The sequence below is a fragment of the Ruegeria sp. AP11 genome (assembly GCF_056535865.1).
The window spans coordinates 3,174,396-3,199,052 of sequence record NZ_JBQFJB010000001.1 but is presented as its reverse complement, the minus strand read 5'-3'; the positions used below and the strand labels follow the sequence as shown (position 1 = coordinate 3,199,052).

Here is a 24,657-nt window from a genome sequence, read left to right as displayed (position 1 = left end):
GTCTCCCCTCGTCGGATTAGTGTGCTTCATACCTGCGTATATTAGGTCACAATTGCTGACCTGTATAGTAAATTCACTCTATTCCGTAACGATTTCCGGGTTTGATTGTGGAATTTGTTATGTGTTTCATATAGGGCTGCCCGGGGATAACGAAAGTTGCGGCGATGGATTGGGACAAGCTCAGAATATTTCACGCGGTTGCGGATGCTGGCAGCCTTACACACGCGGGCGACAAGCTCAATTTGTCTCAATCCGCCGTGAGCCGCCAGATCCGAGCGCTCGAAGAATCACTCGATGCCACCCTGTTCCACCGCCATGCACGCGGATTGATTCTGACCGAACAGGGTGAACTGCTGTTTGACGCAACCTCGGCCATGTCCAAACGTCTGGACGCTGCCGCCGCGCGCATTCGCGACAGTGAGGATGAGGTCTTTGGCGTTCTGCGCGTAACCACGACCTTTGGTTTCGGAACGCTCTGGCTGGCTCCGCGCCTGCCCAAACTCTACGAACGTTACCCCGACCTCAATATCGACCTGATGCTCGAAGAACGCGTTCTCGACCTGCCCATGCGCGAGGCCGATGTCGCCATTCGCATGAAAGAACCCAGCCAGGCCGATCTGGTCCGCAAACGCCTGATGACCGTTCAAATGACACTCTATGCCACGCCGACCTATCTTGAGGCGAACGGAGGCGCACCAAAGTCGCTTGAGGAAATCTCCAACCATCGGCTGATCTGTCAGACCCCCTCGGCCCCGCAGGTCGGTGCCAGTGCAGCAATGGTGCGCCATGTGATGACCTACAATCCGGGCTCTCTGATGACGGTGAACAACTATTTCGGGGTACTTCAGGGCGTGATACATCACCTTGGGATCGGCGTGCTTCCCAACTATGTGACCGATGACTTCCCCGAGCTTGTTCCGGTGCTGTCGGATATTGAAACCGCAGATGTCCCGGTTTACCTCGCGTATCCCGAAGAGCTGCGCCATTCCAAACGGATCGCGGCGTTTCGGGACTTTGTGCAGGATGAAATCATCGCTCACCGCAAGCACCTGAGGCAGCTTGGAAAACTATAGCTATGCGCCAACCGCATAGCCGACATGACCACCTGATGCCCGATTAAACCTTGATCGTTCGAAAGGTGATCCCTAAATGAGCTCTTGAAGGCGATGATGCTGAAACGCTTATCATCTTCATACCTCCCTGTTGGACTATGGCCGAGCTTAGTGCTCGGCCTTTTTTTTGGGCTTTTTTCACACTGCCTGAAAATTGGGTTGCGAAATTGCTGGGAAATCTGGCGATACGTGCATATGATCCCGAAAAATCAACCAAATTTCCGTGATCGAGGACAGTTATATGCTCCAAACCCTACGCCTGTTTGCGGCGCTTCTCGCTATGGTGGTGATAGCTGGGCCTTTGCACGCACAAGTGCCCTCCACATCATCATCGACGTCCCCCGCGACGATTTCAATCCCCGAAGACCTGACCCCCGAACAAGTCGATGGTCTGGTCGCGCGGATGTCGGATGATCAGGTCAGGTCCATCCTGCTTGAACGTCTCGACGCCGTCGCCGAAAAAAACGCAGCCGCAGCGGAAGAGCGTGAAGATCCGATCACCGAGATCAACGAGATCTGGGCCGAGATGGTCGCGTCCTGGACCCATGTCCTGACCACGGTTCCCAACATATTCAGCGCTCAGGCCAAGGCTGCCGGGAACTTTGTCTCTACCTTTGGCGGCAGCGGCGCATTGACCCTGATCGGTCTTGTGATCGGCGTCCTGATCGTTGGCTTCATTGCTGAAAAGCTGTTTGGCTTCCTGACGCGTAAATGGCACGCGATGCCTGACACCGCAGATGAGAATGATCTTTGGGGCGCAGTCAAATACCTGTTTGTCCGCTTCTGCAACGAACTCGCCGGTCTGGTCGTCTTCTATGTTGTCATCCGGGCGGTCGGGCGCGGGCTATTGACGCCGGAACAGATCGTCTATGCAGCCCCGTTCGTATTCTATCTGATCTGGATTCCACGACTGGGTGCGGCCGCATCGCGCTTTATTCTGGCACCCAACAAGGCAGAATACCGTCTGGTCAATATTGACGATCACTGGGCGCAATATCTGCACCGCCACCTGATCGGTCTGCTGATCCTGATCGGCATTACCCTGTTTGTGGTGCGCTTCAACGCATTGAACGGAGTGACCGGGGAAGAAACCCGCATCGGATTCTGGCTGAACGCGGCGATCCACATCTATATCGGCGTTATCGCATGGAAGGCGCGCGAAGGCCTGTCGCAGATGATGCTGGGCACCGATCCCGATCACACCAAATTCGATGAAGAGGTCGCGCATTACTACCCATACTTCGCCATCGCCGTATCGGCGGCAACCTGGTTGCTGGTCGAGTTTCTGGTGGCGCAGAACAACCCCTCAACGCTGTACCTTCTGGTTCAGGGGGCGCATTTCACCACCATGTTCTGGCTGCTGATCGCTCCGGCGCTTGACACCCTGATCCGTGGACTGGTGCGTCACTTGCAACCCCCGATGCTGGGTGAAGGTCCGGTGGCTGAACAAGCCTATCGCTCGACCAAGCGCAGCTATATCCGGATTGGCCGCGTGCTGGCTGGTATTCTGGTCATCCTGATGATCGCCAAAGCGTGGAATCTGGACCTGCAAGAGATCGCGGGCGGTGGTCAGGAAGATGGCAGCCGGGTGATCCAGTTCTTCATCATCATCGCCATTGGTTACATCCTGAATGAGGTCGTCTCGCTCTGGATCAACCGTCGTCTGGCGCAAGAGATGACAGCGGATCAAAGCCCCGATGAAGAGGCCGGTGAAGGTGGCGGTTCGGGCGGATCGCGGCTGGCGACGGTTCTGCCGCTGCTGCGGGTGACCGCTCAGGTCGCGATTGCGGTGATTTTCTTGCTGCTTGCGCTTGGGGCGCTGGGGCTGGACATCACCCCGCTGCTGGCCGGTGCCGGTATTCTGGGTCTGGCCATCGGGTTCGGTGCTCAGAAACTCGTCTCGGACATTGTTGGTGGTATCTTCTTCCTGATCGACGACGCGTTCCGGGTGGGCGAATATGTCGATGTGGGTGGCACCACGGGCACGGTCGAGAAGATCTCGATCCGGTCCATGCAGCTGCGCCACCATCGCGGGCCGGTGCACACCATTCCTTATGGTGAGATTCAGAAGCTGACCAACTACAGCCGTGACTGGGTCATCATGAAGCTGAAATTCACCGTGCCCTTCGATACCGACCCGAACAAGGTCAAGAAGATCTTCAAGAAGATCGGTGCCGAAATGATGGAGGACGAGATCCACAAGGATGGTTTCCTGCAGCCGTTCAAGTCGCAGGGCGTGTTCGACTTTGACGACGTCGGCATGATCATCCGCGGCAAGTTCATGGCCAAGCCGGGCAAGCAGTTCACCCTGCGCAAGGAAATCTTCAACCGGGTCAAGGCCGCGTTCAAGGAAAACGGCATCGACTTTGCCCGCCGCGAGGTGCGCGTTGCGATCCCGGGTCTGGAAGAAGCTGAAAACCTGACCGAAGAGCAAAAGGCAGCCGTTGGCGCAGCTGCTGCGGACTCGTTGAACAAGGGCGAGGCCCCTGCCTGACCTGCATGTTTTTGGTCGGCACCACCTGCCGGCTGGACCAGGTGTAATCGAACCAAATGGCGGGACCGGTCTTAAGACTGGTCCCGTTTTTCTTTGCCTGAATGCCCCTGCGCGGGTTTGGCCCTTTCCTCAGGCCGCCTGTTGCCCTACAAGGCGCGCAATCTCGGCCCACTTGGACACAGGACAGAAGATGCAAGAGCCCGCCATCACACCCGATCTGATTGCCGCACACGGGCTCAAGCCCGAGGAATACGACATGATCCTCGAGATCATCGGGCATGAACCGACTTTTACCGAACTGGGCATCTTCTCGGCTATGTGGAACGAACATTGTTCCTATAAATCGTCCAAGAAATGGCTGCGCACCCTGCCCACATCCGGCCCTCAGGTGATCTGCGGCCCGGGTGAGAATGCGGGCGTGGTCGATATCGGCGACGGTCAGGCGGTGGTGTTCAAGATGGAAAGCCACAACCACCCCTCCTACATCGAGCCCTATCAGGGTGCGGCAACCGGCGTTGGCGGCATCCTGCGTGACGTCTTCACCATGGGCGCGCGCCCGATAGCCTCGATGAACGCCCTGTCCTTTGGCGAGCCAGGCCACCACAAAACCCGGCAACTGGTCAATGGTGTGGTCGAAGGCATCGGTGGCTATGGCAACTGTTTTGGCGTTCCCTGTGTCGGGGGCGAGGTTCGCTTTCACCCCGCCTATAACGGCAACTGCCTTGTGAACGCTTTCGCCGCCGGTCTGGCTGACAGCGACAAGATTTTCTACTCGGCAGCCTCTGGTGTCGGCATGCCGGTCGTCTATCTGGGTGCCAAAACCGGTCGCGATGGTGTGGGCGGCGCGACCATGGCTTCGGCCGAATTCGACGACACCATCGAAGAGAAACGCCCCACCGTTCAGGTCGGCGACCCCTTCACCGAAAAGCGCCTGATGGAGGCGACGCTGGAACTGATGCTGACCGGCGCGGTGATCTCGATCCAGGATATGGGCGCGGCGGGTCTGACCTGCTCGGCTGTTGAGATGGGCGACAAAGGCGGTCTGGGCGTGCGTCTGGATCTGGAAAACGTCCCCCAGCGTGAAGAGAACATGACCGCGTACGAGATGATGCTGTCGGAATCTCAGGAACGCATGCTGATGGTGCTGAAGCCCGAGCTTGAGGCCGAGGCCCGCGCCGTGTTCGAGAAATGGGATCTGGACTTTGCCATCGTCGGCGAAACCATCGCCGAAGACCGTTTCCTGATCATGCACAATGGCGAGGTCAAAGCCGATCTGGTTCTGTCGAAACTGTCCTCAACCGCACCGGAATACGACCGCCCGTGGGAACCGACACCCGAAGCGGCACCGCTGGACGATGTCCCCCAGATCGACCCGATCGACGGGTTGCGCGCCCTGCTCGCTTCGCCCAACTACGCGGGCAAGCAATGGGTCTATGAACAATACGACACCATGGTCATGGCCGACAGCACCCGCACCCCCGGTCTGGGTGCAGGCATGGTGCGCGTCCACGGCACCGACAAGGTACTGGCCTTCACCAGCGACGTGACCCCGCGCTATGTCCGGGCAAACCCGGTCGAAGGCGGCAAACAAGCTGTGGCCGAAGCCTATCGCAACCTGACCGCCGTCGGGGCCAAACCGCTGGCCACCACCGACAACCTGAACTTCGGCAACCCAGAAAAGCCCGAGATCATGGGCCAGTTCGTCGGCGCGATTCAAGGCATTGGCGAAGCTGTCGGCGCGCTGGACATGCCCATCGTGTCAGGCAACGTCTCGCTTTATAATGAAACTGACGGTCAGGCGATCCTGCCGACACCAACCATCGGCGCGGTCGGTCTGCTGAACCATACCGACGAGATCATCGGAAACGAGGTCCGCGAAGGTCACGTCGCACTTATCATCGGTGAAACCAAAGGACACCTTGGCCAATCCGCCCTGCTGGCCGAAGTGTTCAACCGCGAAGACGGCGATGCACCATATGTCGATCTGGCAGCTGAGAAACGCAATGGTGACTTCATCCGCGCCAACCGTGACATGATCAAGGCCTGCACCGATCTGGGCGACGGTGGCATTGCACTGGCCGCGTTCGAACTGGCCGAGGCTGCAGGCGTGGGCGTCTGCCTCGACGACGCCCCGACCGAGTTCCTGTTTGGCGAAGATCAGGCCCGCTATCTGGTCGCCTGCAACTTCGATCAGGCCGAGGCGCTAATGATCGCCGCCGGTCAGGCGGGTGTACCGCTGGTCTCGGTGGGCCGTTTCACCGGTGATGCGGTCAAAATCGGCGGGTCCGAAGCCCCTCTGAGCGAACTGGCCGACACGTTCCGCACCAGCTTCGCGGCGGCGGTTGCCTGACCGCTTGCCCTTTTCACGGATCAAGCATGAAAATCCCGCGCCCGACACCGGCGCGGGATTTCCCGTTTCGAGACTCCGGTCCCATCTTGCACGCCCCCGCGCATCGCTCTACATCTTGGGAAAGACTTTCAGGAGTACACCTACATGCCGATGAGCGCCCACGAGATTGAAACCCTGCTGCGCGATGCCTTTCCCGATGCGGAAATTCAGGTTGGCGGCAGCGATGGCGTGCATATGTCGGCCATGGTCGTGGACGAGAGCTTTCGCGGAAAGAACCGGGTGCAGCAGCAACGCGCTGTCTATGCGGCGCTGAAGGGTAAGATGGACGGCCCCGCTGGCGAGTTACATGCGTTGGCGTTGACCACGAAAGCGCCAGAGTGAGGCCGGGCTGCTTCCATACCGATGATCTGATAGCGCGGCGGACATGACCGGCTGGCCGATCTGGATAAGCGCAATCGCGGCTTTGATAATTGCCGCAGCCCTGATCGAAGCCTATGTCAAACGCAACCGAAAACGAAGGCTATCGGATATGCGCCCTGACCCGGAAAAGCTCAGCAAGGTTGGCGGCATCGAACGATACGGGCTTGATCCGGTGACACTGGCACAGGCCGAACACCGAAGGCTTGAAGAAGAAGGATGGGCACCTGAGCTGCCCGACAACGGAAAGACCCCCGCGCAGGCGGATGAAAAGGAAAAGCAAGATGAGCGACGTTAAGACCCAGATCGACGAAACCGTCAAAGCCAACGACGTGGTGCTGTATATGAAGGGCACCAAAGAAATGCCGCAATGCGGGTTTTCTTCGCGCGTGGCCGGTGTTCTGAACTATATGGGTGTGGAATACACGGACGTGAACGTACTGGCAGATGAGGACGTGCGTCAGGGCATCAAGGACTATTCCGACTGGCCGACCGTGCCCCAGCTTTACGTCAAAGGCGAATTTGTCGGCGGTTGCGATATCATCACCGAGATGACCCTGTCGGGCGAACTGGACACGCTGTTTGACGATAACGGCGTCGGCTACAACAAGGAAGCGGCCGACAAAATCCGCGAAGCAAACGCGTAAACTATCGGCTCACGCAGTCCCTGAACAAAACCAGTTCGGGGGCTGTATCGCCGGCGGCCTGAAAGCTGATCGTGGCTTCCCAGCCTTTCGACCGCAACGTATAGGTACCATCTGCCCCGACAGAGGCATACTGAATACCCGATCCGCTTTCGGCCTGCTGCATCGCGATCAGCTTTCCATCAATGACCATTGCGGCCGCACCGGTCCCATCCGTCGCATTGAAGTATGACACCGGTATTTGGGTGGCGTTTTCGCAGGTGAATGTGACCGACAGAATATCAATCTCGGCCAACGCTGCTGGTGCCCACAGGGCCAGCGCGCTGATACACAGGGAAAGGCGCTTTCCCGAAATCATGCAGTCTTCTCTTCTATGACAGAGGCTAGCGCTTCGGCGCGCGCCGCCATCTCGGCCAGTGTGTCGGTTACCGAGGGCGGCACCACCGCAACCTCAATGCGTTCGGGCGCGGGTTGAGGCATATTGCGCAGGCGGTTCAGTTCAGCTTCAACTTCGGCCAGTTTCGCCTCAGCCACTTTCACGCGGTCGTCCTGTGCCGCAGCCTTGTCAGCCAACATCAGGCCCGCCATCAGCAACATGCGCGATTCAGGCATGCGCCCGATCTGATCCGACAGCACCTGCGCCTCGTCATCCAGCAGCTTGGCTGCAGCCTGCAGGAAGACCTCTTCCCCGTCCTGGCACGAGACATCAAAGCCGCGGCCACCGATATGAATGGTTACTTCGGGCATTACTCAACCTCTCCTTCAGCCAGTTTGGCATGGGACAACAGCGGCTCCAACCGGGCCAGAACAGCATGTGCTTCTGCCGCATCCGAGGCCCGCGCAGCGCGCGTTGCCTCAAGTTCGGCAGCCGTTGCCCGGTTCAGCATGTCTGCGTCGGTCATGCCATCCTCGGCGGCGGCGCGCAGTTCATCAACAACGCCGCGCAACTGCTCATTCGCGTTGCGCAACCGCTGCAGATCGTCGTCCAGCCGCGACATCGCCGCGCCATGGCTGGCCCGTTCGGCGCGTAACATCTCAAGCTCGGCGCTGAGTTCCGTCATCCGCTCACTATCGGCAAGTTCAGTGCGCAGTTTGTTAAGCTCTGCTTCCATCTCTTCTGCGCGATCGGCGACCAGCGTCAGTTGCTCGACTTCGGCATGAAGAGACTCAACCTCTTCCGCAGCGCCCGCATAAGGCCGCAGCGTTTCAACCTCTGCCCTCAGCGCCGCGATTTCGTCATTGCTCTCCAGCGCTGCTTTTGCCTCTGCCAGATCTGCGCGCGCCGCTTCAACCGTCGCAAGCCGCGCCTTGACCTCGGCCAGTTGGTCGCGCAGCGCATCTGCCTCACCATCCGCAGCAGGTTGCGCGCGCAGTGCATCGATTTCCTGCGCATGCCGCGCATTCAGCGCCTTGATCCGCTCCTCCAACTGCGCATTGGCCAAACGTTCTTCCTCAAGCGCAGTGCGCAATGCGGCGTCATCACCACCGGTCAGCGTGGGCGTCTGCAGCGCCTCTACACCGCTGCCGATCCGTTCCATCGCTGCAATGATACGGCGTTGCAATTCTTCGATCTGGCTCATGCCCCTGTCACCTCTTTATCAAGGTTCGTTTTGTTGCGCGCCTGCCCGAATCAAGGGCGGCGGTTCTGATCCCTAGTCTAACGGAATGTGACGGAAAATACCCACTGTTTGGTTTCAACCACTTGCGGAACGCAGTTCATGCGGCAAACAGGCCCAACACCGGGTTCTGCTTGCACTTTGACGGGCGGATGGTATTCAGCGCCCAATCTGCCCGTAACCCAAAGGAATAACGCCCGTGGACCTGACTGCGCTGCGCAAAGCCAACCCCGAACACTGGGACAAGGCTGCGGCCATCCGCACCCTGACCCTTGATGCTGTCGCTGCCGCCAATTCCGGCCATTCCGGAATGCCGATGGGCATGGCCGATGTCGCGACCGTGCTGTTCGAAAAGCACCTGAAATTCGACGCATCCGCCCCGAACTGGCCGGATCGCGACCGGTTCATCCTGTCGGCGGGCCATGGCTCGATGCTGGTCTATTCGCTGCTGTACCTTACGGGCCATGCGGATGTGACGCTGGACGAGATCAAGAACTTCCGCCAATTGGGCGCGAAGACCGCCGGTCATCCGGAAAACTTCCTGATCGACGGGATCGAGACCACCACCGGCCCACTGGGTCAGGGCATCTCGAACGCTGTGGGCTTTGCCATCGCCGAAGAAGTCCAACGCGCGCATTACGGCAAGAAAATCGTTGATCACTATACCTATGTGATCGCAGGCGACGGCTGCCTGATGGAGGGCGTCAGCCAAGAGGCGATCACCCTCGCCGGTCGTCACGAACTGAGCAAGCTGATCGTTTTCTGGGACAACAACAACATCACCATCGACGGCACCGTTGATATGGCCGACCGCACTGATCAGGTGCGCCGGTTCGCGGCCTCGGGCTGGCATGTGATCGAGATTGACGGCCATGATCCGAAAGCGATTGATGCCGCCATCGTGCAGGCCAAGAAATCCAATAAGCCGACGATGATCGCCTGCGAAAGCCATATCGCGCTGGGTCACGCCGCACAGGACACCTCGAAAGGCCACGGCGCGCTGACCGATCAGGATCAGCTGAAAGCGGCGAAACAGGCCTATGACTGGCCCCATGACGCGTTCGAGGTCCCGGCCAATGTCAAATCCGCTTGGGAAGCCATCGGAGCACGCGGTGCCGCCGAACGCGCTGCGTGGGAAGAGCGTTTCGCGCAGATATCCGAACGCAAGCAGGCCGAGTTCAACCGCGCTTATGCGTTCGAAGCTCCCAAGAAGCTGGCCGGAGCTATCCGCGCGTTCAAGAAACAGATGTCGGAAGATCAGCCGAAACTGGCCACCCGCGCTTCGTCGGAAAAGGTTCTGAACGTCGTCAACCCGATCATGACCGAGACCGTGGGCGGCTCGGCCGACCTGACCGGTTCGAACAACACCAAATCGGCCGATATGGGCGTGTTCCTGCCGGAAAACCGCAAAGGCCGCTACATCCATTACGGCATCCGCGAACACGGCATGGCCGCCGCGATGAACGGCATGGCGCTGCATGGCGGTATCCGCCCCTATGGCGGCACCTTCATGGCGTTCACCGACTATGCCCGTCCGTCCATGCGTCTGGCCGCGCTGATGAAAGTGCCCAGCGTGTTCGTCATGACCCACGACTCGATCGGTCTGGGCGAAGATGGCCCGACCCACCAGCCGGTCGAGCATCTGGCGATCTCGCGCGCGACACCGAACACCTATGTATTCCGCCCCGCAGATACGGTTGAGACAGCCGAAGCGTGGGAACTGGCGCTGACCTTTAAGGACAGCCCCTCGGTTCTGTCGCTAACCCGTCAGGGCGTGCCGACCGTCCGCACGCAGCACAAGGGTAAAAACCTGACCTCGCAGGGCGCCTATGTCCTCGCGGATGCCGAAAGCAAACGTCAGGCCATCCTGATCGCCACCGGATCCGAGGTGTCGCTGGCGATGGAGGCCAAAGCGATGCTTGAAGCCGAAGGCATCGGCACCCGTGTGGTCTCAATGCCTTGCATGGAACTGTTCGCCGAACAGGACGAGGCTTACCGCAAGCGTGTGCTGCCTGCCGGTCCGGTCCGCGTCGGCATCGAAGCCGCAGTCCGCGCCGGTGGCTGGGATCGCTGGTTGCTGGGCGAGCGTGGCCGTGAGGCCAAGGCCGGATTCATCGGCATGTCCAGCTTCGGTGCTTCGGCCCCGGCGGGCGAACTGTACAAGCATTTCGGTATCACCGCCGAGGCGACCGTCGCCAAAGTCAAGGAATTGCTGGGGCTGTAAAACAGACCCAGCTTATCGTGCAAAGGGCGGCTTAGGCCGCCCTTTTCATTTGGATATCAACGCGATGCGGACTTTCCGAAAAGCGGCATCAACACCTTGGTCGCCAGCGGGATCAGAACCAGCCCCCAGGCCAGCCCCAGAATGCCGTCCATCGTCGCCTTTGACAGCCATTTGACCGCAGCGCTCCATTGATCGGGCACCGAAGAGGCAATCGCCTTGGCCCAGTCATAAATCTGATATTGCAAAGCACCAAAGCCCAACACCTCAAGCCCGTGAATGATGATCGATCCGCCAACCCACAGCATCGCCGCTGTCCCAATGGTCGAGAGCAGTTTCATCACCACGGGCATAGCCCGAACCAGCCCACGCCCCAGCCCGCGCCCCACCGGGGTCGGCGCGTTCCCGGCCAGAAACAGACCCACATCGTCCATCTTCACAATCAGCGCGACCGAGCCATAAACGGCCAGAGTCACCCCCAGCCCCACAACTGCCAAGGTTGCCGCCTGCATCCAGATATTCGGAGCCTCAATGGCTGCCAGCGCGATGGTCATGATTTCAGCCGACAGAATGAAATCGGTCTTGATCGCGCCCTTGACCTTCTGCTCCTCCAGATGGCCGGGATCGCGGTTCTTCATATCCTCCTCGATCACATGGCTGCCATGAGGAAACAGAACATGAAAAATCTTCTCGGCCCCTTCGAAACATAAATAAGAGCCCCCCAGCATCAGCAGCGGAGTAATCAGCCAGGGCGCAAAATTGGCCAGCAGCAGGGCAACCGGCAGCAACAGGATGATCTTGTTGAATATAGACCCGCGCGCGATACGCCAGATGATCGGCAATTCCCGCGCCGGGGCAAAGCCCTGTACGTATTTCGGCGTCACCGCAGCGTCGTCGATGATCACTCCGGCGGTCTTGGCCCCGGCCTTTCCCGCCGCCGCCACGACATCATCCACGGATGCCGCCGCGACCTTGGCAATCCCCGCCACATCATCCAACAGGGCCAACAGACCACTCATCGCGCTTCCTTTCTTTCATCCGCCGCAGAGGGACCCTACCTGATCCGGCAGCTAGCGCAAGCGTTAGCGCAATCGCGTGAGGTTTGCGCTAACACCTTAAAAATATGCCGTTTTTGCCCTTTTGAGATTCCATATTCGCGGCTATATGGCCTGCAACGCAAGCGCATTTTGGAGACGTCAGATGACCATCAAGGTCGGTATCAATGGTTTTGGCCGCATTGGCCGCTGCACCCTGTCGCACATTGCCGCCTCGGGCCGCAATGACATCGAAGTGATCAAGGTCAATGCCACCGGCCCGCTGGAAACCTCGGCGCATCTGCTGAAATATGACAGCGTTCACGGCCGTTTCCCGCGCGATGTCACCATTGACGGCAACACCATGGATCTGGGCCGCGGCCCGATGCAGATGTTCTCGACCTACGATATGAACGAGCTGGACTGGGAAGGCTGCGACGTCGTGCTGGAATGCACTGGCAAGTTCAACGATGGTCTGAAGGCCAAAACACATCTGGAACGTGGTGCAGGCAAGGTTCTGCTGTCGGCTCCGGGCAAGAACGTGGACAAAACCATTGTGTTCGGCGTCAACCACAACACGCTGGCCGCCAATGACAACATGGTGTCGAACGGATCGTGCACCACCAACTGCCTGGCCCCGCTGGCCAAGGTGCTGGACGAAGGTGTCGGCATCGAACATGGCATCATGACCACCATCCACGCCTATACCGGTGACCAGCCGACGCTGGACCGCCGTCACAGCGATCTGTACCGCGCCCGTGCCGCTGCCATGTCGATGATCCCGACTTCGACCGGAGCCGCAGCAGCGCTGGGTGAAGTTCTGCCGAACCTCAAAGGCCGTCTCGACGGCTCGGCCATCCGTGTTCCCACCCCGAATGTCTCGGCGGTTGACCTGTCGTTCCGCGCGTCGCGTGACGTCACCGTGGAAGAGGTCAACGCCATCGTCGAAGAAGCCGCCAAGGGCCCGATGCAGCGCGTATTGGGCTATGAGCCCGCGCCGCTGGTCTCGACCGATTTCAACCACACCGAAGAAAGCTCGATCTTCGCGCCCGAACAGACCCGTGTCGTCGACAACCGCATGGTGCGCGTGCTGGCGTGGTATGACAACGAATGGGGCTTCTCGGTTCGTATGGCCGACGTCGCTGTCGCGATGGGCCGCCTTAACTGACCCTTCGCACATCGCTTGTACCCTTATGCCCGCTCAGGTTATCTGAGCGGGCATTTTCGTTCAGGGCGCATCCATGACCAATCAAATCGCAATCTGGCTTGGAATACTCATTCTCGGCGGTTTGATGCTGGATGTCGCCTTGTTCGGCACCGAACACCTGCTGTTCCTCGGCAAAAAGCTGTATGATTTCCTGGATTGGCTGGCCTTCTGGCGCTGACAGAGGTTTTGCTTGACTTTCGCCGCAATCTGTCATTGTTAGCGCTAACCATTACTGGACCCGACTATGACGGAGCGCACCATGACACTCAAGCTGGCAATCAATGGATTTGGACGGATCGGGCGCGGTGTTCTGCGTGCGGTTATGGAATCGGGTCGTACCGATGTCGAAATCGTTGCGATCAACGATCTGGCGAAACCCGAAATGAACGCGCATCTGTTTGAATTCGACAGCGTTCATGGCCGCTATTCCGAACCGGTCACGCTCAGCGATGCCGGGCTGGACGTTGGTGCCGGCCCGATCCGGCTGACCAGCGAACGTGACCCCGAAGCGCTGGATTGGTCGGATGTGGATGTGGTTCTGGAATGCACCGGTGTCTTCCGCACCCGTGAGGCCGCCGAACGGCACCTGAAGAACGGATCGAAAAAAGTTCTGATCTCAGCCCCTGCCCGTGGCGATGGTGCTGTAAAAACCGTGGTATTCGGTGTGAACGAGCACGAGTTGACTGCCAGCGACATCGTGGTTTCCAACGCCTCCTGCACCACCAACTGCCTGTCGCCCGTCGCGGCAGCTTTGGATGCAGGGCTGGGCATCAAGCACGGCAACATGACCACCGTCCACGCCTATACGGCCAGCCAGCCGGTGCATGATACAGCGGGCAAAGACCCATACCTGTCCCGCGCGGCGGCTCTGTCGATGATCCCGACAACGACTGGTGCGGCTTCGGCCGTCGGGCTGGTTCTGCCTCAGTTGGCCGGGAAGTTGACCGGGCAAGCCATTCGGGTGCCTACTCCCAATGTCTCAGTCGTCGATCTGGTGGCCGAAGTTTCGCGTCCGACCACCGAAGAAGAGGTTAACGCCCTGTTTGTCGAAGCCGCCGCCAAAATCCCGGGTGTTCTGGCCGCTGAGACCCGTCCGCTGATCTCAGTCGACTTCAATCACGACCCCCACAGCTCAACCGTTTCTCTGGCGGAAACAAAGGTCACCGACGGCACTTTGGTGCGCGTGCTGGCCTGGTATGACAATGAATGGGGTTTCTCGAACCGTATGCTGGACACAGCCGCAGCTATGGGTGCGTTATCCTAAACGCTCTCGCAAGGCATCTCTGACGCGGGGCGTGACGAATTTCGACACGTCCCCGTTCAGACGGGCGATTTCCTTCACCAGCTTGGATGCAATCGCCTGATGCCGTGCTTCGGCCATCAGAAACACCGTCTCGATTGAATCGTCCAATGCTCGATTCATTCCAACCATCTGGAATTCATACTCAAAATCGGCAACCGCCCGCAGACCGCGCACAATAATCTGAGCGCCGACATCGCGGGCGCAGTCGATCAGCAGGTTTTCGAACGGATGCGCCACGATCTCGGTGCCGGTCTGATCAGACAGATGAGCGCATTCGGCCTCGATCATCGCCACACGCTCTTCCAGCGAAAACAGCGGCCCCTTGTCCCGATTGATCGCAACACCGATCACCAGCTTGTCCACCAGCGCCGAGGCCCGACGGATAATGTCGATATGACCGATGGTGATCGGATCAAAAGTTCCGGGATATAATCCAACCCGCATCAGGGCCTCCTGCGCAACAATATTTCTGCGCTAGCAAACACATCTTTGCCGCAGGTGCAAGGGTCAGCCATACATTCCGGCCCCTCAGTGACCCATGATCATGCCTTCCAGCGCGTCTTTTTCCATCGCGAGTTCAGACAGTTGCGCCTTGACCGCATCGCCCAGCGTGACGATTCCAATCAATTTGCCCTCTTCCACGACCGGCATGTGACGGAACCGGCCTTCGGTCATGCGGGACAGAATATCCTCAACCGTGTCTTGCCGGGTCGCCGTCACGAGGTCTTTGGTCATGTAGGCGCTGACGGGTTTGCCCAGACAGCCGCTGCCGCTGTCCGCCAGCTCGCGTACAATATCACGCTCGGACAAGATGCCAGCCGCCGTTTGCCCGCCATCCTCGGAAATGACCACAGTACCGATCCGCTTGCTGGCCAGAATTTCGGCAGCCTGGGAAACTGTTGCTGATGGTTCGACCGTCACCACCTCGTCAGTGGCTTTGGATTTAAGAATGGCCTGAACAAGCATTAGCAAAACCTCCGGTATAACGTACTGTTTTCCAAAGCGTTGCCGGAATGTCTGAAGGTGTCAAGATGCAGCTTCGCGCTCAAGCCGCGCTACTTCGTCCCGCAGGCCGGATGTCAGCGCCTCGGCAAAGCGGTTCAGCCGTTCGTTTCGCTGATCGCCCTGATGCCGGACCAGATAGAACCCGCGTGTCAGACTGACCTGATCCGTCAGGATTTTCCGCAGGCCGGGATGAAACGGCAAGGTGAAATCATGCGCCACGCAGACACCGGTTCCCAAAGACACCTGCCGCAACTGTACCGACACCGAATTTGATGCAAGCGCGACACGGTCAATGCCGATATCGTTGAGATAGTCCAACTCGCGGTCAAAGATCATATCGGGGATGTACCCGATCATCCGGTGATCGCTCAGATCGGCAATCGTATGGATCGGCGGGTGGCTATCAAGATAGCTTTGGCTGGCCACCATATGCAGCCGATAGTCGCTGATCTTCTGAACCAGCAATTGCCCGGCGGTTGGCGCGCTGACGGTGACCGCCATATCCGCCTCGCGTCGGGACAGGTTGATGATACGCGGCAAGGCCAGGATCTGGATATCCAGATCCGGGTTGGCGTCGCTGATCCGGGCGCAGACCTGCGGCAACAGGTAGTTGGCACTGCCATCGGGCGCGCCTATGCGGATTTGGCCGCTCAGCGACTTGGCGGACCCGGTCATGACACCCGCCGCCGCGCGCATGGCCTCTTCGGCCTGCAATCCATGCTCCATCAATCGCTGGCCTGCTGTCGACAGCACATACCCCTGCTGTGATTTGGTAAACAACACCGCATCCAATGCGGCCTCGAGCCTTGCAATTCGGCGGCCAACCGTGGCCGGATCGATCTTCAGCACCCGCCCCGCCGCCGACAGGCTTTCTTCGCGCGCGACCGCCAGAAAAACGCGCAGATCGTCCCAGTTTGGTGTCACAGCCCCAACCTTTGCATTTTTGCAAAACAGATTTGAGACATTGCCTCTGTCCTTGGGGTTTTTGCAAGTCTATTCTGCGCGCAATCTCAGCGGAGGAATTTGTGATGAATGATCTGACCCACTTTCTGAATGGCGAAATGGTTGCGGGCACGTCCGGCCGTTTCGATGATGTTTACAACCCGGCAACGGGCGAAGTGCAGTATAAATGCCCGATGGCCAGCGCAGCAGAGACCACTGCAGCCATCGAGGCCGCCGCTGCCGCACAGCCCGCATGGGGCGCCACCAACCCGCAGAAACGCGCGCGTGTCATGATGGCAATGGTTCATCTGATGAACCGCGACATGGACAAGCTGGCCGAAGCGCTGAGCCGCGAGCACGGCAAAACCATCCCCGACGCCAAGGGCGACCTGCAGCGTGGTCTGGAAGTGATCGAATACTGCATCGGCGCACCGCAAATGCTGAAGGGCGAATACACCGACAATGCAGGCCCTGCCATTGACATGTATTCCATGCGCCAGCCGCTGGGCGTTGTCGGCTCGATCATGCCGTTCAACTTCCCTGCCATGATGCCGCTGTGGCATGTCGGACCGGCGCTCGCATGTGGCAACGCCGTGGTGTTGAAACCGTCCGAGCGTGACCCCTCGGTGCCGCTGATGCTGGCCGAACTGTTTGTCGAGGCCGGTCTGCCCAAGGGTGTGTTCCAGGTCGTGAACGGCGACAAAGAAGCGGTCGACACCATCCTCGACAGCGACATCATTCAGGGCGTCAGCTTTGTCGGCTCGACCCCGATCGCGCAGTATATCTATGCCCGCGCCACCGCAAACGGCAAACGCGCGCAGTGCTTTGGCGGTGCCAAGAACCACATGATCGTCATGCCCGACGCGGACATGGATCAGGCCGCTGACGCGTTGGTCGGTGCCGGTTTCGGCGCGGCAGGCGAACGCTGCATGGCGGTTTCGGTCGCTGTACCGGTGGGCGATGATACCGCAGACGCGCTGATCGAAAAGCTGGTGCCGCGCATCGAAAAGCTGAAGGTAGGCCCCTACACTGCCGGAGACGACGTCGATATGGGCCCGGTGATCACCCAAGCCTCGAAACAGCGTATTCTGGGCCTGATCAATTCCGGTGTCGAACAGGGTGCCAAGCTGGTTGTCGACAACCGTGATTTCAGCCTGCAGGGCTATGAGGACGGCTTCTTCGTCGGCCCCCACCTGTTCGACAATGTCACGCCCGACATGGACATCTACAAACAAGAGATTTTCGGCCCTGTCCTGTCGACCGTGCGCGCCGGTTCCTACGAAGAAGCGCTGAAACTGGCGATGGACCATGAATACGGCAACGGTACCGCGATCTTCACCCGTGACGGTGACACCGCGCGCGACTTTGCCAGCCGGATCAATATCGGCATGGTCGGCATCAACGTTCCGATCCCGGTACCGCTGGCTTATCACACGTTTGGTGGCTGGAAGAAATCCATGTTCGGTGACCTGAACCAGCACGGCCCCGACAGCTTCAAGTTCTATACCCGCACCAAAACCGTCACCGCGCGCTGGCCCTCGGGCATCAAGGAAGGTGGCGAGTTCAACTTCAAAGCGATGGATTGATCGTTTCGATGCTTTCTCAGAAACCCGGCCAGATTTGGCCGGGTTTTTTAGTTTTCAGGCCGGTTTTGACGCAAGTCCAACCTCACAAGAAATTCAGCGGTGCCCCTCTGGAAAAATGAGGTAATCACCAATATTTTACCGCTAATTCAAAAGACCGAGCAGTTGATATTTTTCCGGAGGCAGCCTTGTCCCAAAACCGTATGACCCGCCGCACAGCCCTGTTGGGGGCTGCATCAGTGATTGCGACACCCGCTTTGGTGCGCGCTCAAAGCCTGGATGCCTTTCCACAGAATGAAGAGGCGATCAGCACGCAAGCGCCTGTACGCCGCAATGTATCCTCGTTCTCACAACAGAACTGGCAGGATCACTTTGACGAACTGGGCGTCGGATGCCTGTTGGCCGACATCACCAGCCGCGCGGTGCATTACTGGGGGGCTGATGGCACCTACAAGCTGTATCCCAGCTCGGTCCCGATGAGCGAAGAACTGACCAAGCGTGGTTATACCGAGGTTGTGCGCAAGCGCGAAAACCCAAGCTGGACGCCGACCGCCTCAATGCGTGAACGCGATCCGACTTTGCCGATCCGTATGGAGGGCGGAGAACCAGGCAACCCGCTGGGCACCCGCGCGATGTATCTGTCCTGGCCCGCCTATCTGGTCCACGGCACACATGACACTCGGAAAATCGGTCGGCAGAGTTCATCCGGGTGCATCGGTCTTTACAACCAGCATGTGGAAGAGCTGTATCCGCTTGTGCAGGTCGGCACTCAGGTACGGCTGCTGTAAGCAGATTGCCTTTTGCAACAAGAAGCCCCGGCCACATGGACCGGGGCTTTGTCTTCCGGGGGTCTTGAAGACTTATTCAGGCAGGATCACTGCATCAACAACATGAATGACACCATTGCTGGCTTCGATATCGGCCTGAACGACTTTTGCGTCATTCACCTTGACGCCGTTCTTGGCATTGACACTCAGGCGGTCACCCTGCACCGTCAGAACTTTGGCCCGTTTGCCAGCGATATCACCCGACATGACCTTTGCTGGAACCACGTGGTAAGTCAGAATTGACACCAGCTGATCCTTGTTCTCAGGCAACAGCAGCGTTTCCACCGTGCCTTCGGGAAGCGCGGCAAAGGCCTCATCCGTGGGTGCGAAAACGGTGAACGGGCCATCGCCCTTCAGCGTATCGACCAGACCCGCGGCCTGCACCGCGGCGACCAGAGTGTTGAACGATCCGGCAGAAACGGCCGTATCGACGATGTCAGCGGCTTGCGCTTTGACCGGAAGTGCCAGTGCAAGTGCGGCGGCGGCGCCCATGAATGTGCGGCGGAACATGGCTGTTAACTCCTCTCCAGCTTGTTATGGAAAGGGTTACGCGACACTGCGCGGCCCGGATCACATTCAGGTCAATTTTCTTTGAGCTGAACCCAGATGCTCTGCGCCTTGCCATCCTTCAGGAACGGCAGTGCCTCCACCGCATCCGGGCGGTCCTGCTGCAAGTAGTACCCCGGCCAAAGCATTGAATATGCACCAGATTGCAGCAACACGTGCAGCATGTACTGCTCGCCCCAGCCGGGGCAATCATAAAAGAACCGCTTGGGGTATTCATAGGGCAGAAAAACATCGTGGACATGGATCACCACACCCGGCTTCAACGTCGGAATGATCCGGCAGAACAGATGGGCCACATCGTTGCTCATCCGCACGACGTGGCTGGAATCGATGAACAGAACATCCCCAGATTCGAGCTGTTCGAACAGGGACGGGTCTACGTCTTCCAGCCGCTTCTGCTCGAAATGATCCACGACATGGGCAATGTCGGCGCGGGGATAAGGGTCGATCGCGGTGATCTCGGTCTCCAGCCCGCCATCAATGATGGCCTGCCGCGTAACGCGGGTCGAGTTGCCGCAGCCCACTTCGATCACCCGCTTTGGCTGGAACCTGCGGATCATCAGATACAGCGCATCCGCGTCCGGGCTGTCATAGTAGCCATTTCCCAACTGGTAACCGGTCTGGTTGCGTTCGGGATCTTTCAGCGCGTCAAGCGCCGCCTTGTGCTGCGCGTACTCCGCAACCAGTTGCGAGATGTCGAACCCGGCCATCCCCGGTGACAGCGCATAGGCCGGACGGGTCAGCCCCCCTGCCCGCTCAAACGCCTCAAGCCGCGCGCGTTCGTCATTCTCGGTTGCCTTGTCGATCAGCTTTACCCCCAACTCATCAAGGGCGGCGTTGATCTGGGGAAATTTCCTTGGTTTCACGCGAGGCTCCACATTCGGTTCTGTTTGTTCCTTACCCGCGCCAGCCGGGCGTTCGCAAGAACCCTGCATGTCAAACCCTTGGCAAAACGGAAATTTCCGTATTCACTGATGAGAATTGACCAGCGAGGGCCGCCATGCAGCAGGAATTCACGATCGGTATTGAAGAGGAATATCTTCTGGTCGACCGCGACAGCCTGCAATTGGCCGAAGCCCCCGAGGCGTTGATGGAGACCTGTCAGGCCGATTTCGAAGGTCAGGTCAGCCCGGAATTCCTGCAATGCCAGATCGAGGTGGGCACCCGCCCGCATGCGACCGTCAAGACCGCGCGCGAAGATCTGAAACGCCTGCGATCCTGCGTTTCCAAACGCGCGGCCGAATACAATCTGGCCCCGATTGCTGTCTCATGCCACCCGTTTGCGAACTGGAAAGACCAGCATCATACACGCAAAGAGCGCTATGATGCGTTACAGCATGCGTTGGGTGGCGTGGCGCGGCGGATGCTGATCTGCGGGATGCATGTGCATGTGGGGGTACAGGACCAGGCGCTGCGCGCCGATCTCATGCCGCAACTGTCTTACTTTCTGCCTCATCTGCTGGCCCTGTCGACCTCGTCCCCCTACTGGAATGGAGAGGATACCGGTCTGTCCTCTTACCGGCTGACCGTGTTTGACAATCTGCCCCGCACCGGCTTGCCGCCGATCTTCGGAAGCTGGGGCGAGTATGAACGTACAACGGGCGTTTTGGTCGAGTTGGGCGTGATCGAGGATACAACGAAGATCTGGTGGGACCTGCGCCCGTCGCATCGCTTTCCGACGCTTGAGACCCGCATCATGGATGTGCAACCCCGGTTGGAGCACACTCTGTCACTGGCGGCGCTGGTGCAGGCACTGACCCGGATGCTGTGCCGCCTGAAAGCCCGCAACTTGCGTTGGCGGCAATATGACAGGTTCCTGATCGGCGAAAACCGCTGGCGCGCGCAACGTTATGGCGTGGGCGAGGGTCTGATCGATTTCGGCGACCGGTCGATCAAACCCATGGCCGAACTGATGGGTGAATTGATGGGCATGCTGGCCGAAGATGCCGAAGCCTTGGGCACCATGACCGAACTTGCCCGCCTGCGCCAAATCGCCGAAAGCGGCACCTCGGCCACCCGCCAGCGCCGCGCCCATGCCGAAGCCGTCGCGCGCGGCGACGACCCCGGACAGGCGGTGGTGAAACACCTGATCGAAGAATTCCACGCGGACCTGTAAGCCTCAGGTAACCGCCAGAATATCCTTGATCCGCTCGGCTACGGGTTCATAGAGGTCACGGTCGGTCCAATATCCGCCATGCGAGAACGGGTTCCACGAGGTAAAAATCTTACCCGCATTGATCGGCTTGTCCTTTAGCGCCCGGCTGTCGGCCAGTTGCTTGTAGCGTGGAGCGCTCTTGCCCAGCGGAAAGCCCAGAACATCGTGCTTGTCGTAGTAGTTGTACCACCACGTCCGGAATTGTAGCGCCGCGGGCAGCTTGCTGTTTGGCGCCATGATCGGGAAAATGTCACTCTCGGGATAGGCAAACAGGAAAATGGGAATATTGCACCCGAAGGTCACGATCCCAGCCACTGTTTTCATGTTCTCGACATCGGTCTGATGCACCGGGGTCCCACCACCCGGGCGCAGATGCCGCTGCATGTCGTAGATGTAATTCGACATGATGTGTCCACCCAGCGAATGTGCAAGGATCAGAACCGGTCCCTCGGGTCCGACCTGATGTTTGACCACACCCATCACATTCTCGATCTTCTCGTGTATGGCCTCATAAATCTTGTCGCCATCATCCGGTGTCGGGCGGTACGACGCTGCATCCGAAAGATTGCACACCACAAATTCGCGCAGCTTGTCATATCCCAGACTGCGTTTGATCTTTTTCAGATAGGCTTTCTGCCGTCCCTGCAGAATCTGCGCCCAGACCACCTCATGCCAGATCACATCGCTCATATCCGCGCCGACCCGGTTCGAGACGCGCTGCTTCAGCCCTTTCGAGAAAGTCGGGGTCGTGGATGCAGGCTGGCCCTGCGGCTTATGTTGGCTACCCATACCGTGAATCACCACCACGGCCAGTTTGTGTGACGCCATCGGAATACTCCAAAAAAATGATCTGTAGAATTCGTGCAGTATAACGCAGCCACTCAATTCCCCCAAACATGGCCGCAATGTTTGCCGCCGTTGAAAAATTTCTGTAAGGATTGAAGAATAAAACGCTCGTTCAATTCTGCAGAGTATAGGGACCACAGCCATGGATTTCGCGCTGACCGAGGAACAGACGGCCATCTTCGACATGGCCTATGCCTTTGGCCAAGAAAATATCGCCCCCTTCGCGCGTCAGTGGGAAGCTGACGGCACCATCCCGAAAGAGCTTTGGCCCAAGATTGGCGAGCTTGGATTCGGCGCGCTATACGTCTCGGAAGACGGCGGCGGATCGGGGCTGAGCCGCCTTGACGCCACCTTGGTGTTCGAGGCGCTTTCGATGGCCTGCCCCTCGGTCGCGGCTTTCCTGTCGATCCACAACATGTGCGCAAAGATGCTGGACAGCTTTGCCAGCGATGAGCTGAAATCCCGCATCATGCCCGGTATTCTCAGCCTCGATACGGTGCTGAGCTATTGCCTGACGGAACCCGGCTCCGGGTCGGACGCAGCCGCCTTGAAAACCCGCGCCGAGCGGACGAATGAGGGCTATACCCTGAACGGGTCCAAAGCCTTCATCTCGGGCGGGGGTTATTCGGACGCCTATGTCTGCATGGTTCGCACAGGCGAAGATGGCCCCAAAGGGATTTCGACGGTCTATGTCGAAGACGGCACCGCCGGCCTCAGCTTTGGGGCGCTTGAACAGAAGATGGGTTGGAAAAGCCAGCCCACCGCGCAGGTCCAGTTTGACGACTGCAAAATCCCGGCTGGCAATCTGGTTGGCACGGAAGGCGACGGGTTCAAATACGCCATGATGGGGTTGGATGGCGGGCGGCTAAACATCGCCTCTTGCTCGCTGGGGGCCGCGCAGAACGGGCTGGATATGACGCTGCAATACATGTCCGAGCGCAAGGCCTTTGGCCAATCCATCGATCAGTTCCAGGCGCTGCAATTCCGACTTGCGGATATGGAGATCGAGATGCAGGCCGCCCGCACTTTCCTGCGGCAAGCTGCGTGGAAGCTGGATCGGGGTGCGCCAGATGCCACCAAGTTCTGCGCCATGGCCAAGAAATTCGTGACCGAGACAGGATCGAAAGTGGTCGACCAGTGCCTGCAACTGCACGGCGGTTACGGCTATCTGGCCGATTATGGCATCGAAAAGCTTGTGCGTGATTTGCGCGTGCACCAGATACTTGAAGGCACGAACGAGATCATGCGCGTCATCGTCGCGCGCCAGATGCTTGCCAACCGCTGAGGACTTCATGGCTGACATTGACATCCGCACAGTCGGACGCGCCGGGCGCATCACTCTGACACGCCCGAAGGCGCTGAACGCGATGAGCTATGAGATGTGCATGGCCATCGAAACTGCCCTACGGAACTGGCGCGAAGATGATGCGGTCGACCTGATTATCTTTGACGCCGAAGGGGAAAAAGCCTTTTGCGCCGGAGGCGACATTGCCGAGCTTTACGCCACCGGCACCAAGGGAAACTACGATTATGGCCGCACGTTCTGGCGCGATGAATACCGTCTGAATGCGCTGATCTTCGAATACCCCAAACCCGTGATCAGCTTTCTACAGGGTTTTACCATGGGCGGCGGCGTAGGCATCGGCTGCCATGGCAGTCATCGTATCGTTGGCGAAAGCTCGAGGATCGCAATGCCGGAATGCTCGATCGGCCTTGTCCCGGATGTGGGCGGATCATTGATGCTGGCACTGGCACCGGGACGTCTGGGCGAATACCTCGGAACAACCGGCTATCGCATGGGCCCCGCAGACGCGATCTATGCGGGCTTTGCCGACCATTTCATTCCACAAGACCGCTGGCCGGACCTCATCGAACTTCTGGAGGCATCAGGCCGCGCAGAGGTGATCGAAGAGCACGCTGAAACCGCGCCCAAAGGCAAACTCGCCGATCTCCAACCGCAGATTGATACGTTGCTCGACGGCGAAACCCTGAGCGATATCCTGAATACCCTGCGCTGTTCTGACGAAGAGTTTTCGCAACAGACCCTTGTCAGCCTGCAACGCAACTCTCCGCTTTCGGTGGCCTGCACCGTGGAAATGCTGCACCGGCTGAGGGGGGCCAACCTTACGATGCGCAAGGCGTTGGACATGGAATACCGCTTTACCTATCGCGCGATGGAACACGGTGATTTTCTGGAAGGCATCCGTGCCCAGATCATCGACAAGGACCGCAACCCCAAATGGCAATTTACCGATATGAACGTACCGGCCGTAGCAGTCTCAAAGATGCTGCAGCCCCTGGGTGCCAACGCGCTGAGCTTTTCAGAGGAGTAAG

Annotated in this window: 25 protein-coding genes; 15 read left to right on the top strand and 10 right to left on the bottom strand. The window is 58.8% G+C overall.

Features of this window, described 5'->3' with window-relative positions; translation table 11 throughout:
- The first annotated feature begins 164 nt into the window (after positions 1-164).
- The 6 genes from ACR3E4_RS15950 (at position 165) to grxD (ending at position 7,020) form a co-directional block, all read left to right on the top strand.
- Positions 165-1,073, top strand: a complete 909-nt coding sequence (locus ACR3E4_RS15950) for a LysR family transcriptional regulator (protein ID WP_480532569.1) — start codon at positions 165-167, stop codon at positions 1,071-1,073.
- Positions 1,074-1,353: 280 nt separating this feature from the next.
- Positions 1,354-3,606, top strand: coding sequence for a mechanosensitive ion channel family protein (locus ACR3E4_RS15945; RefSeq protein ID WP_480532571.1), 2,253 nt, complete (start codon positions 1,354-1,356; stop codon positions 3,604-3,606).
- 190 nt (positions 3,607-3,796) lie between these two features.
- The gene (purL, locus tag ACR3E4_RS15940) at positions 3,797-5,956 is read left to right on the top strand and encodes a phosphoribosylformylglycinamidine synthase subunit PurL (RefSeq protein WP_480532573.1); all 2,160 of its coding nucleotides are present in this window, start codon (positions 3,797-3,799) and stop codon (positions 5,954-5,956) included.
- A gap of 144 nt (positions 5,957-6,100) precedes the next feature.
- The gene (locus tag ACR3E4_RS15935; protein WP_480532575.1) at positions 6,101-6,337 is read left to right on the top strand and encodes a BolA/IbaG family iron-sulfur metabolism protein; all 237 of its coding nucleotides are present in this window, start codon (positions 6,101-6,103) and stop codon (positions 6,335-6,337) included.
- 43 nt (positions 6,338-6,380) lie between these two features.
- Positions 6,381-6,671 (top strand): hypothetical protein, encoded by a 291-nt coding sequence (locus ACR3E4_RS15930; protein WP_480532577.1) that lies wholly within the window; start codon positions 6,381-6,383, stop codon positions 6,669-6,671.
- Positions 6,658-7,020, top strand: a complete 363-nt coding sequence (grxD, locus tag ACR3E4_RS15925; protein ID WP_480532579.1) for a Grx4 family monothiol glutaredoxin — start codon at positions 6,658-6,660, stop codon at positions 7,018-7,020. Before ACR3E4_RS15930 ends, grxD begins: the two co-directional genes overlap by 14 nt.
- Position 7,021: 1 nt before the next feature.
- Here grxD and ACR3E4_RS15920 read toward each other — a convergent pair whose 3' ends face one another.
- Genes ACR3E4_RS15920 through ACR3E4_RS15910 form a run of 3 tightly spaced genes read right to left on the bottom strand, consistent with a single transcriptional unit; the run spans position 7,022 to position 8,597 of the window.
- The gene (locus ACR3E4_RS15920; protein WP_480532581.1) at positions 7,022-7,375 is read right to left on the bottom strand and encodes an MliC family protein; all 354 of its coding nucleotides are present in this window, start codon (positions 7,373-7,375) and stop codon (positions 7,022-7,024) included.
- Entirely contained in the window at positions 7,372-7,764 is a 393-nt protein-coding gene (locus ACR3E4_RS15915) for a cell division protein ZapA (RefSeq protein WP_480532583.1), read from the bottom strand. The genes ACR3E4_RS15920 and ACR3E4_RS15915 overlap by 4 nt, the downstream gene beginning before the upstream one ends.
- Positions 7,764-8,597: a hypothetical protein gene (locus tag ACR3E4_RS15910; RefSeq protein ID WP_480532585.1), complete on the bottom strand. Its 834-nt coding sequence runs from the start codon at positions 8,595-8,597 to the stop codon at positions 7,764-7,766. Before ACR3E4_RS15910 ends, ACR3E4_RS15915 begins: the two co-directional genes overlap by 1 nt.
- 235 nt (positions 8,598-8,832) lie before the next feature.
- Between ACR3E4_RS15910 and tkt the strand changes: the two genes are divergently transcribed.
- Entirely contained in the window at positions 8,833-10,857 is a 2,025-nt protein-coding gene (gene tkt, locus ACR3E4_RS15905; protein WP_480532587.1) for a transketolase, read from the top strand.
- Positions 10,858-10,913: 56 nt separating this feature from the next.
- Here the strand turns inward: tkt and ACR3E4_RS15900 are convergent, their stop codons facing one another.
- Complete coding sequence (locus tag ACR3E4_RS15900; RefSeq protein ID WP_480532589.1) at positions 10,914-11,873, bottom strand: DUF808 domain-containing protein; 960 nt, start codon at positions 11,871-11,873, stop codon at positions 10,914-10,916.
- Positions 11,874-12,054: 181 nt separating this feature from the next.
- Here ACR3E4_RS15900 and gap (ACR3E4_RS15895) point away from each other — a divergent pair, with 181 nt between their 5' ends.
- The 3 genes from gap (ACR3E4_RS15895) to gap (ACR3E4_RS15885) all read left to right on the top strand — a co-directional run bounded on the left by gap (ACR3E4_RS15895) (position 12,055) and on the right by gap (ACR3E4_RS15885) (position 14,359).
- Positions 12,055-13,056: a type I glyceraldehyde-3-phosphate dehydrogenase gene (gene gap / locus ACR3E4_RS15895; RefSeq protein WP_480532591.1), complete on the top strand. Its 1,002-nt coding sequence runs from the start codon at positions 12,055-12,057 to the stop codon at positions 13,054-13,056.
- 73 nt (positions 13,057-13,129) lie between these two features.
- Positions 13,130-13,273, top strand: coding sequence for a hypothetical protein (locus ACR3E4_RS15890; protein ID WP_010439846.1), 144 nt, complete (start codon positions 13,130-13,132; stop codon positions 13,271-13,273).
- An 81-nt stretch (positions 13,274-13,354) separates the two neighbouring features.
- The gene (gene gap / locus ACR3E4_RS15885; protein ID WP_480532593.1) at positions 13,355-14,359 is read left to right on the top strand and encodes a type I glyceraldehyde-3-phosphate dehydrogenase; all 1,005 of its coding nucleotides are present in this window, start codon (positions 13,355-13,357) and stop codon (positions 14,357-14,359) included.
- On the opposite strand, the gene coaD is transcribed toward gap (ACR3E4_RS15885), so the two are convergent.
- The 3 genes from coaD to ACR3E4_RS15870 all read right to left on the bottom strand — a co-directional run bounded on the left by coaD (position 14,351) and on the right by ACR3E4_RS15870 (position 16,327).
- Positions 14,351-14,842 carry a pantetheine-phosphate adenylyltransferase gene (gene coaD, locus ACR3E4_RS15880; protein ID WP_480532595.1) on the bottom strand — a complete coding sequence of 164 codons (492 nt, stop codon included), beginning with the start codon at positions 14,840-14,842 and terminating at the stop codon, positions 14,351-14,353. The two genes, gap (ACR3E4_RS15885) and coaD, sit on opposite strands and share 9 nt — an antisense overlap.
- A gap of 84 nt (positions 14,843-14,926) precedes the next feature.
- Positions 14,927-15,364, bottom strand: coding sequence for a CBS domain-containing protein (locus ACR3E4_RS15875; protein WP_480532597.1), 438 nt, complete (start codon positions 15,362-15,364; stop codon positions 14,927-14,929).
- Positions 15,365-15,424: 60 nt separating this feature from the next.
- A complete protein-coding gene (locus ACR3E4_RS15870) occupies positions 15,425-16,327 on the bottom strand; it encodes a LysR family transcriptional regulator (protein WP_480532599.1) in 903 nt (300 codons plus the stop codon).
- 104 nt (positions 16,328-16,431) lie between these two features.
- On the opposite strand from ACR3E4_RS15870, the gene ACR3E4_RS15865 reads away from it, so the two are divergent.
- Together ACR3E4_RS15865 and ACR3E4_RS15860 are read left to right on the top strand one after the other, a co-directional pair.
- Complete coding sequence (locus ACR3E4_RS15865) at positions 16,432-17,931, top strand: CoA-acylating methylmalonate-semialdehyde dehydrogenase (protein ID WP_480532601.1); 1,500 nt, start codon at positions 16,432-16,434, stop codon at positions 17,929-17,931.
- A 200-nt stretch (positions 17,932-18,131) separates the two neighbouring features.
- The gene (locus ACR3E4_RS15860) at positions 18,132-18,716 is read left to right on the top strand and encodes a L,D-transpeptidase (RefSeq protein ID WP_480533136.1); all 585 of its coding nucleotides are present in this window, start codon (positions 18,132-18,134) and stop codon (positions 18,714-18,716) included.
- A gap of 72 nt (positions 18,717-18,788) precedes the next feature.
- Here ACR3E4_RS15860 and ACR3E4_RS15855 read toward each other — a convergent pair whose 3' ends face one another.
- Both ACR3E4_RS15855 and ACR3E4_RS15850 read right to left on the bottom strand, forming a co-directional pair.
- Positions 18,789-19,265, bottom strand: coding sequence for a fasciclin domain-containing protein (locus ACR3E4_RS15855; protein WP_480532603.1), 477 nt, complete (start codon positions 19,263-19,265; stop codon positions 18,789-18,791).
- A 71-nt stretch (positions 19,266-19,336) separates the two neighbouring features.
- The gene (locus ACR3E4_RS15850) at positions 19,337-20,188 is read right to left on the bottom strand and encodes a class I SAM-dependent methyltransferase (protein ID WP_480532605.1); all 852 of its coding nucleotides are present in this window, start codon (positions 20,186-20,188) and stop codon (positions 19,337-19,339) included.
- A gap of 134 nt (positions 20,189-20,322) precedes the next feature.
- On the opposite strand from ACR3E4_RS15850, the gene ACR3E4_RS15845 reads away from it, so the two are divergent.
- A complete protein-coding gene (locus ACR3E4_RS15845) occupies positions 20,323-21,438 on the top strand; it encodes a carboxylate-amine ligase (protein ID WP_480532607.1) in 1,116 nt (371 codons plus the stop codon).
- A gap of 3 nt (positions 21,439-21,441) precedes the next feature.
- On the opposite strand, the gene ACR3E4_RS15840 is transcribed toward ACR3E4_RS15845, so the two are convergent.
- A complete protein-coding gene (locus tag ACR3E4_RS15840) occupies positions 21,442-22,305 on the bottom strand; it encodes a hypothetical protein (RefSeq protein ID WP_480532609.1) in 864 nt (287 codons plus the stop codon).
- A 160-nt stretch (positions 22,306-22,465) separates the two neighbouring features.
- On the opposite strand from ACR3E4_RS15840, the gene ACR3E4_RS15835 reads away from it, so the two are divergent.
- Both ACR3E4_RS15835 and ACR3E4_RS15830 read left to right on the top strand, forming a co-directional pair.
- On the top strand, positions 22,466-23,608 hold the full coding sequence (locus tag ACR3E4_RS15835) for an acyl-CoA dehydrogenase family protein (RefSeq protein WP_480532611.1): 1,143 nt from the start codon (positions 22,466-22,468) through the stop codon (positions 23,606-23,608).
- 7 nt (positions 23,609-23,615) lie between these two features.
- Positions 23,616-24,656: an enoyl-CoA hydratase/isomerase family protein gene (locus ACR3E4_RS15830; protein ID WP_480532613.1), complete on the top strand. Its 1,041-nt coding sequence runs from the start codon at positions 23,616-23,618 to the stop codon at positions 24,654-24,656.
- The last annotated feature ends 1 nt before the right edge of the window (position 24,657 follow it).

What these genes read in the sequence shown, in the direction of transcription:
- purL (WP_480532573.1), top strand. Translation starts at nt 3,797, where the DNA reads ATGCAAGAGCCCGCCATCACACCCGATCTGATTGCCGCACACGGGCTC.
- gap (WP_480532591.1), top strand. Translation starts at nt 12,055, where the DNA reads ATGACCATCAAGGTCGGTATCAATGGTTTTGGCCGCATTGGCCGCTGC.
- ACR3E4_RS15860 (WP_480533136.1), top strand. Translation starts at nt 18,132, where the DNA reads ATGACCCGCCGCACAGCCCTGTTGGGGGCTGCATCAGTGATTGCGACA.
- ACR3E4_RS15920 (WP_480532581.1), bottom strand. Translation starts at nt 7,375, where the DNA reads ATGATTTCGGGAAAGCGCCTTTCCCTGTGTATCAGCGCGCTGGCCCTG.
- gap (WP_480532593.1), top strand. Translation starts at nt 13,355, where the DNA reads ATGACACTCAAGCTGGCAATCAATGGATTTGGACGGATCGGGCGCGGT.
- ACR3E4_RS15900 (WP_480532589.1), bottom strand. Translation starts at nt 11,873, where the DNA reads ATGAGTGGTCTGTTGGCCCTGTTGGATGATGTGGCGGGGATTGCCAAG.
- ACR3E4_RS15930 (WP_480532577.1), top strand. Translation starts at nt 6,381, where the DNA reads ATGACCGGCTGGCCGATCTGGATAAGCGCAATCGCGGCTTTGATAATT.
- ACR3E4_RS15915 (WP_480532583.1), bottom strand. Translation starts at nt 7,764, where the DNA reads ATGCCCGAAGTAACCATTCATATCGGTGGCCGCGGCTTTGATGTCTCG.
- ACR3E4_RS15835 (WP_480532611.1), top strand. Translation starts at nt 22,466, where the DNA reads ATGGATTTCGCGCTGACCGAGGAACAGACGGCCATCTTCGACATGGCC.
- ACR3E4_RS15830 (WP_480532613.1), top strand. Translation starts at nt 23,616, where the DNA reads ATGGCTGACATTGACATCCGCACAGTCGGACGCGCCGGGCGCATCACT.
- ACR3E4_RS15935 (WP_480532575.1), top strand. Translation starts at nt 6,101, where the DNA reads ATGCCGATGAGCGCCCACGAGATTGAAACCCTGCTGCGCGATGCCTTT.
- ACR3E4_RS15910 (WP_480532585.1), bottom strand. Translation starts at nt 8,597, where the DNA reads ATGAGCCAGATCGAAGAATTGCAACGCCGTATCATTGCAGCGATGGAA.
- ACR3E4_RS15945 (WP_480532571.1), top strand. Translation starts at nt 1,354, where the DNA reads ATGCTCCAAACCCTACGCCTGTTTGCGGCGCTTCTCGCTATGGTGGTG.
- ACR3E4_RS15875 (WP_480532597.1), bottom strand. Translation starts at nt 15,364, where the DNA reads ATGCTTGTTCAGGCCATTCTTAAATCCAAAGCCACTGACGAGGTGGTG.
- coaD (WP_480532595.1), bottom strand. Translation starts at nt 14,842, where the DNA reads ATGCGGGTTGGATTATATCCCGGAACTTTTGATCCGATCACCATCGGT.
- ACR3E4_RS15840 (WP_480532609.1), bottom strand. Translation starts at nt 22,305, where the DNA reads ATGGCGTCACACAAACTGGCCGTGGTGGTGATTCACGGTATGGGTAGC.
- ACR3E4_RS15890 (WP_010439846.1), top strand. Translation starts at nt 13,130, where the DNA reads ATGACCAATCAAATCGCAATCTGGCTTGGAATACTCATTCTCGGCGGT.
- ACR3E4_RS15855 (WP_480532603.1), bottom strand. Translation starts at nt 19,265, where the DNA reads ATGTTCCGCCGCACATTCATGGGCGCCGCCGCCGCACTTGCACTGGCA.
- grxD (WP_480532579.1), top strand. Translation starts at nt 6,658, where the DNA reads ATGAGCGACGTTAAGACCCAGATCGACGAAACCGTCAAAGCCAACGAC.
- ACR3E4_RS15865 (WP_480532601.1), top strand. Translation starts at nt 16,432, where the DNA reads ATGAATGATCTGACCCACTTTCTGAATGGCGAAATGGTTGCGGGCACG.
- ACR3E4_RS15845 (WP_480532607.1), top strand. Translation starts at nt 20,323, where the DNA reads ATGCAGCAGGAATTCACGATCGGTATTGAAGAGGAATATCTTCTGGTC.
- ACR3E4_RS15950 (WP_480532569.1), top strand. Translation starts at nt 165, where the DNA reads ATGGATTGGGACAAGCTCAGAATATTTCACGCGGTTGCGGATGCTGGC.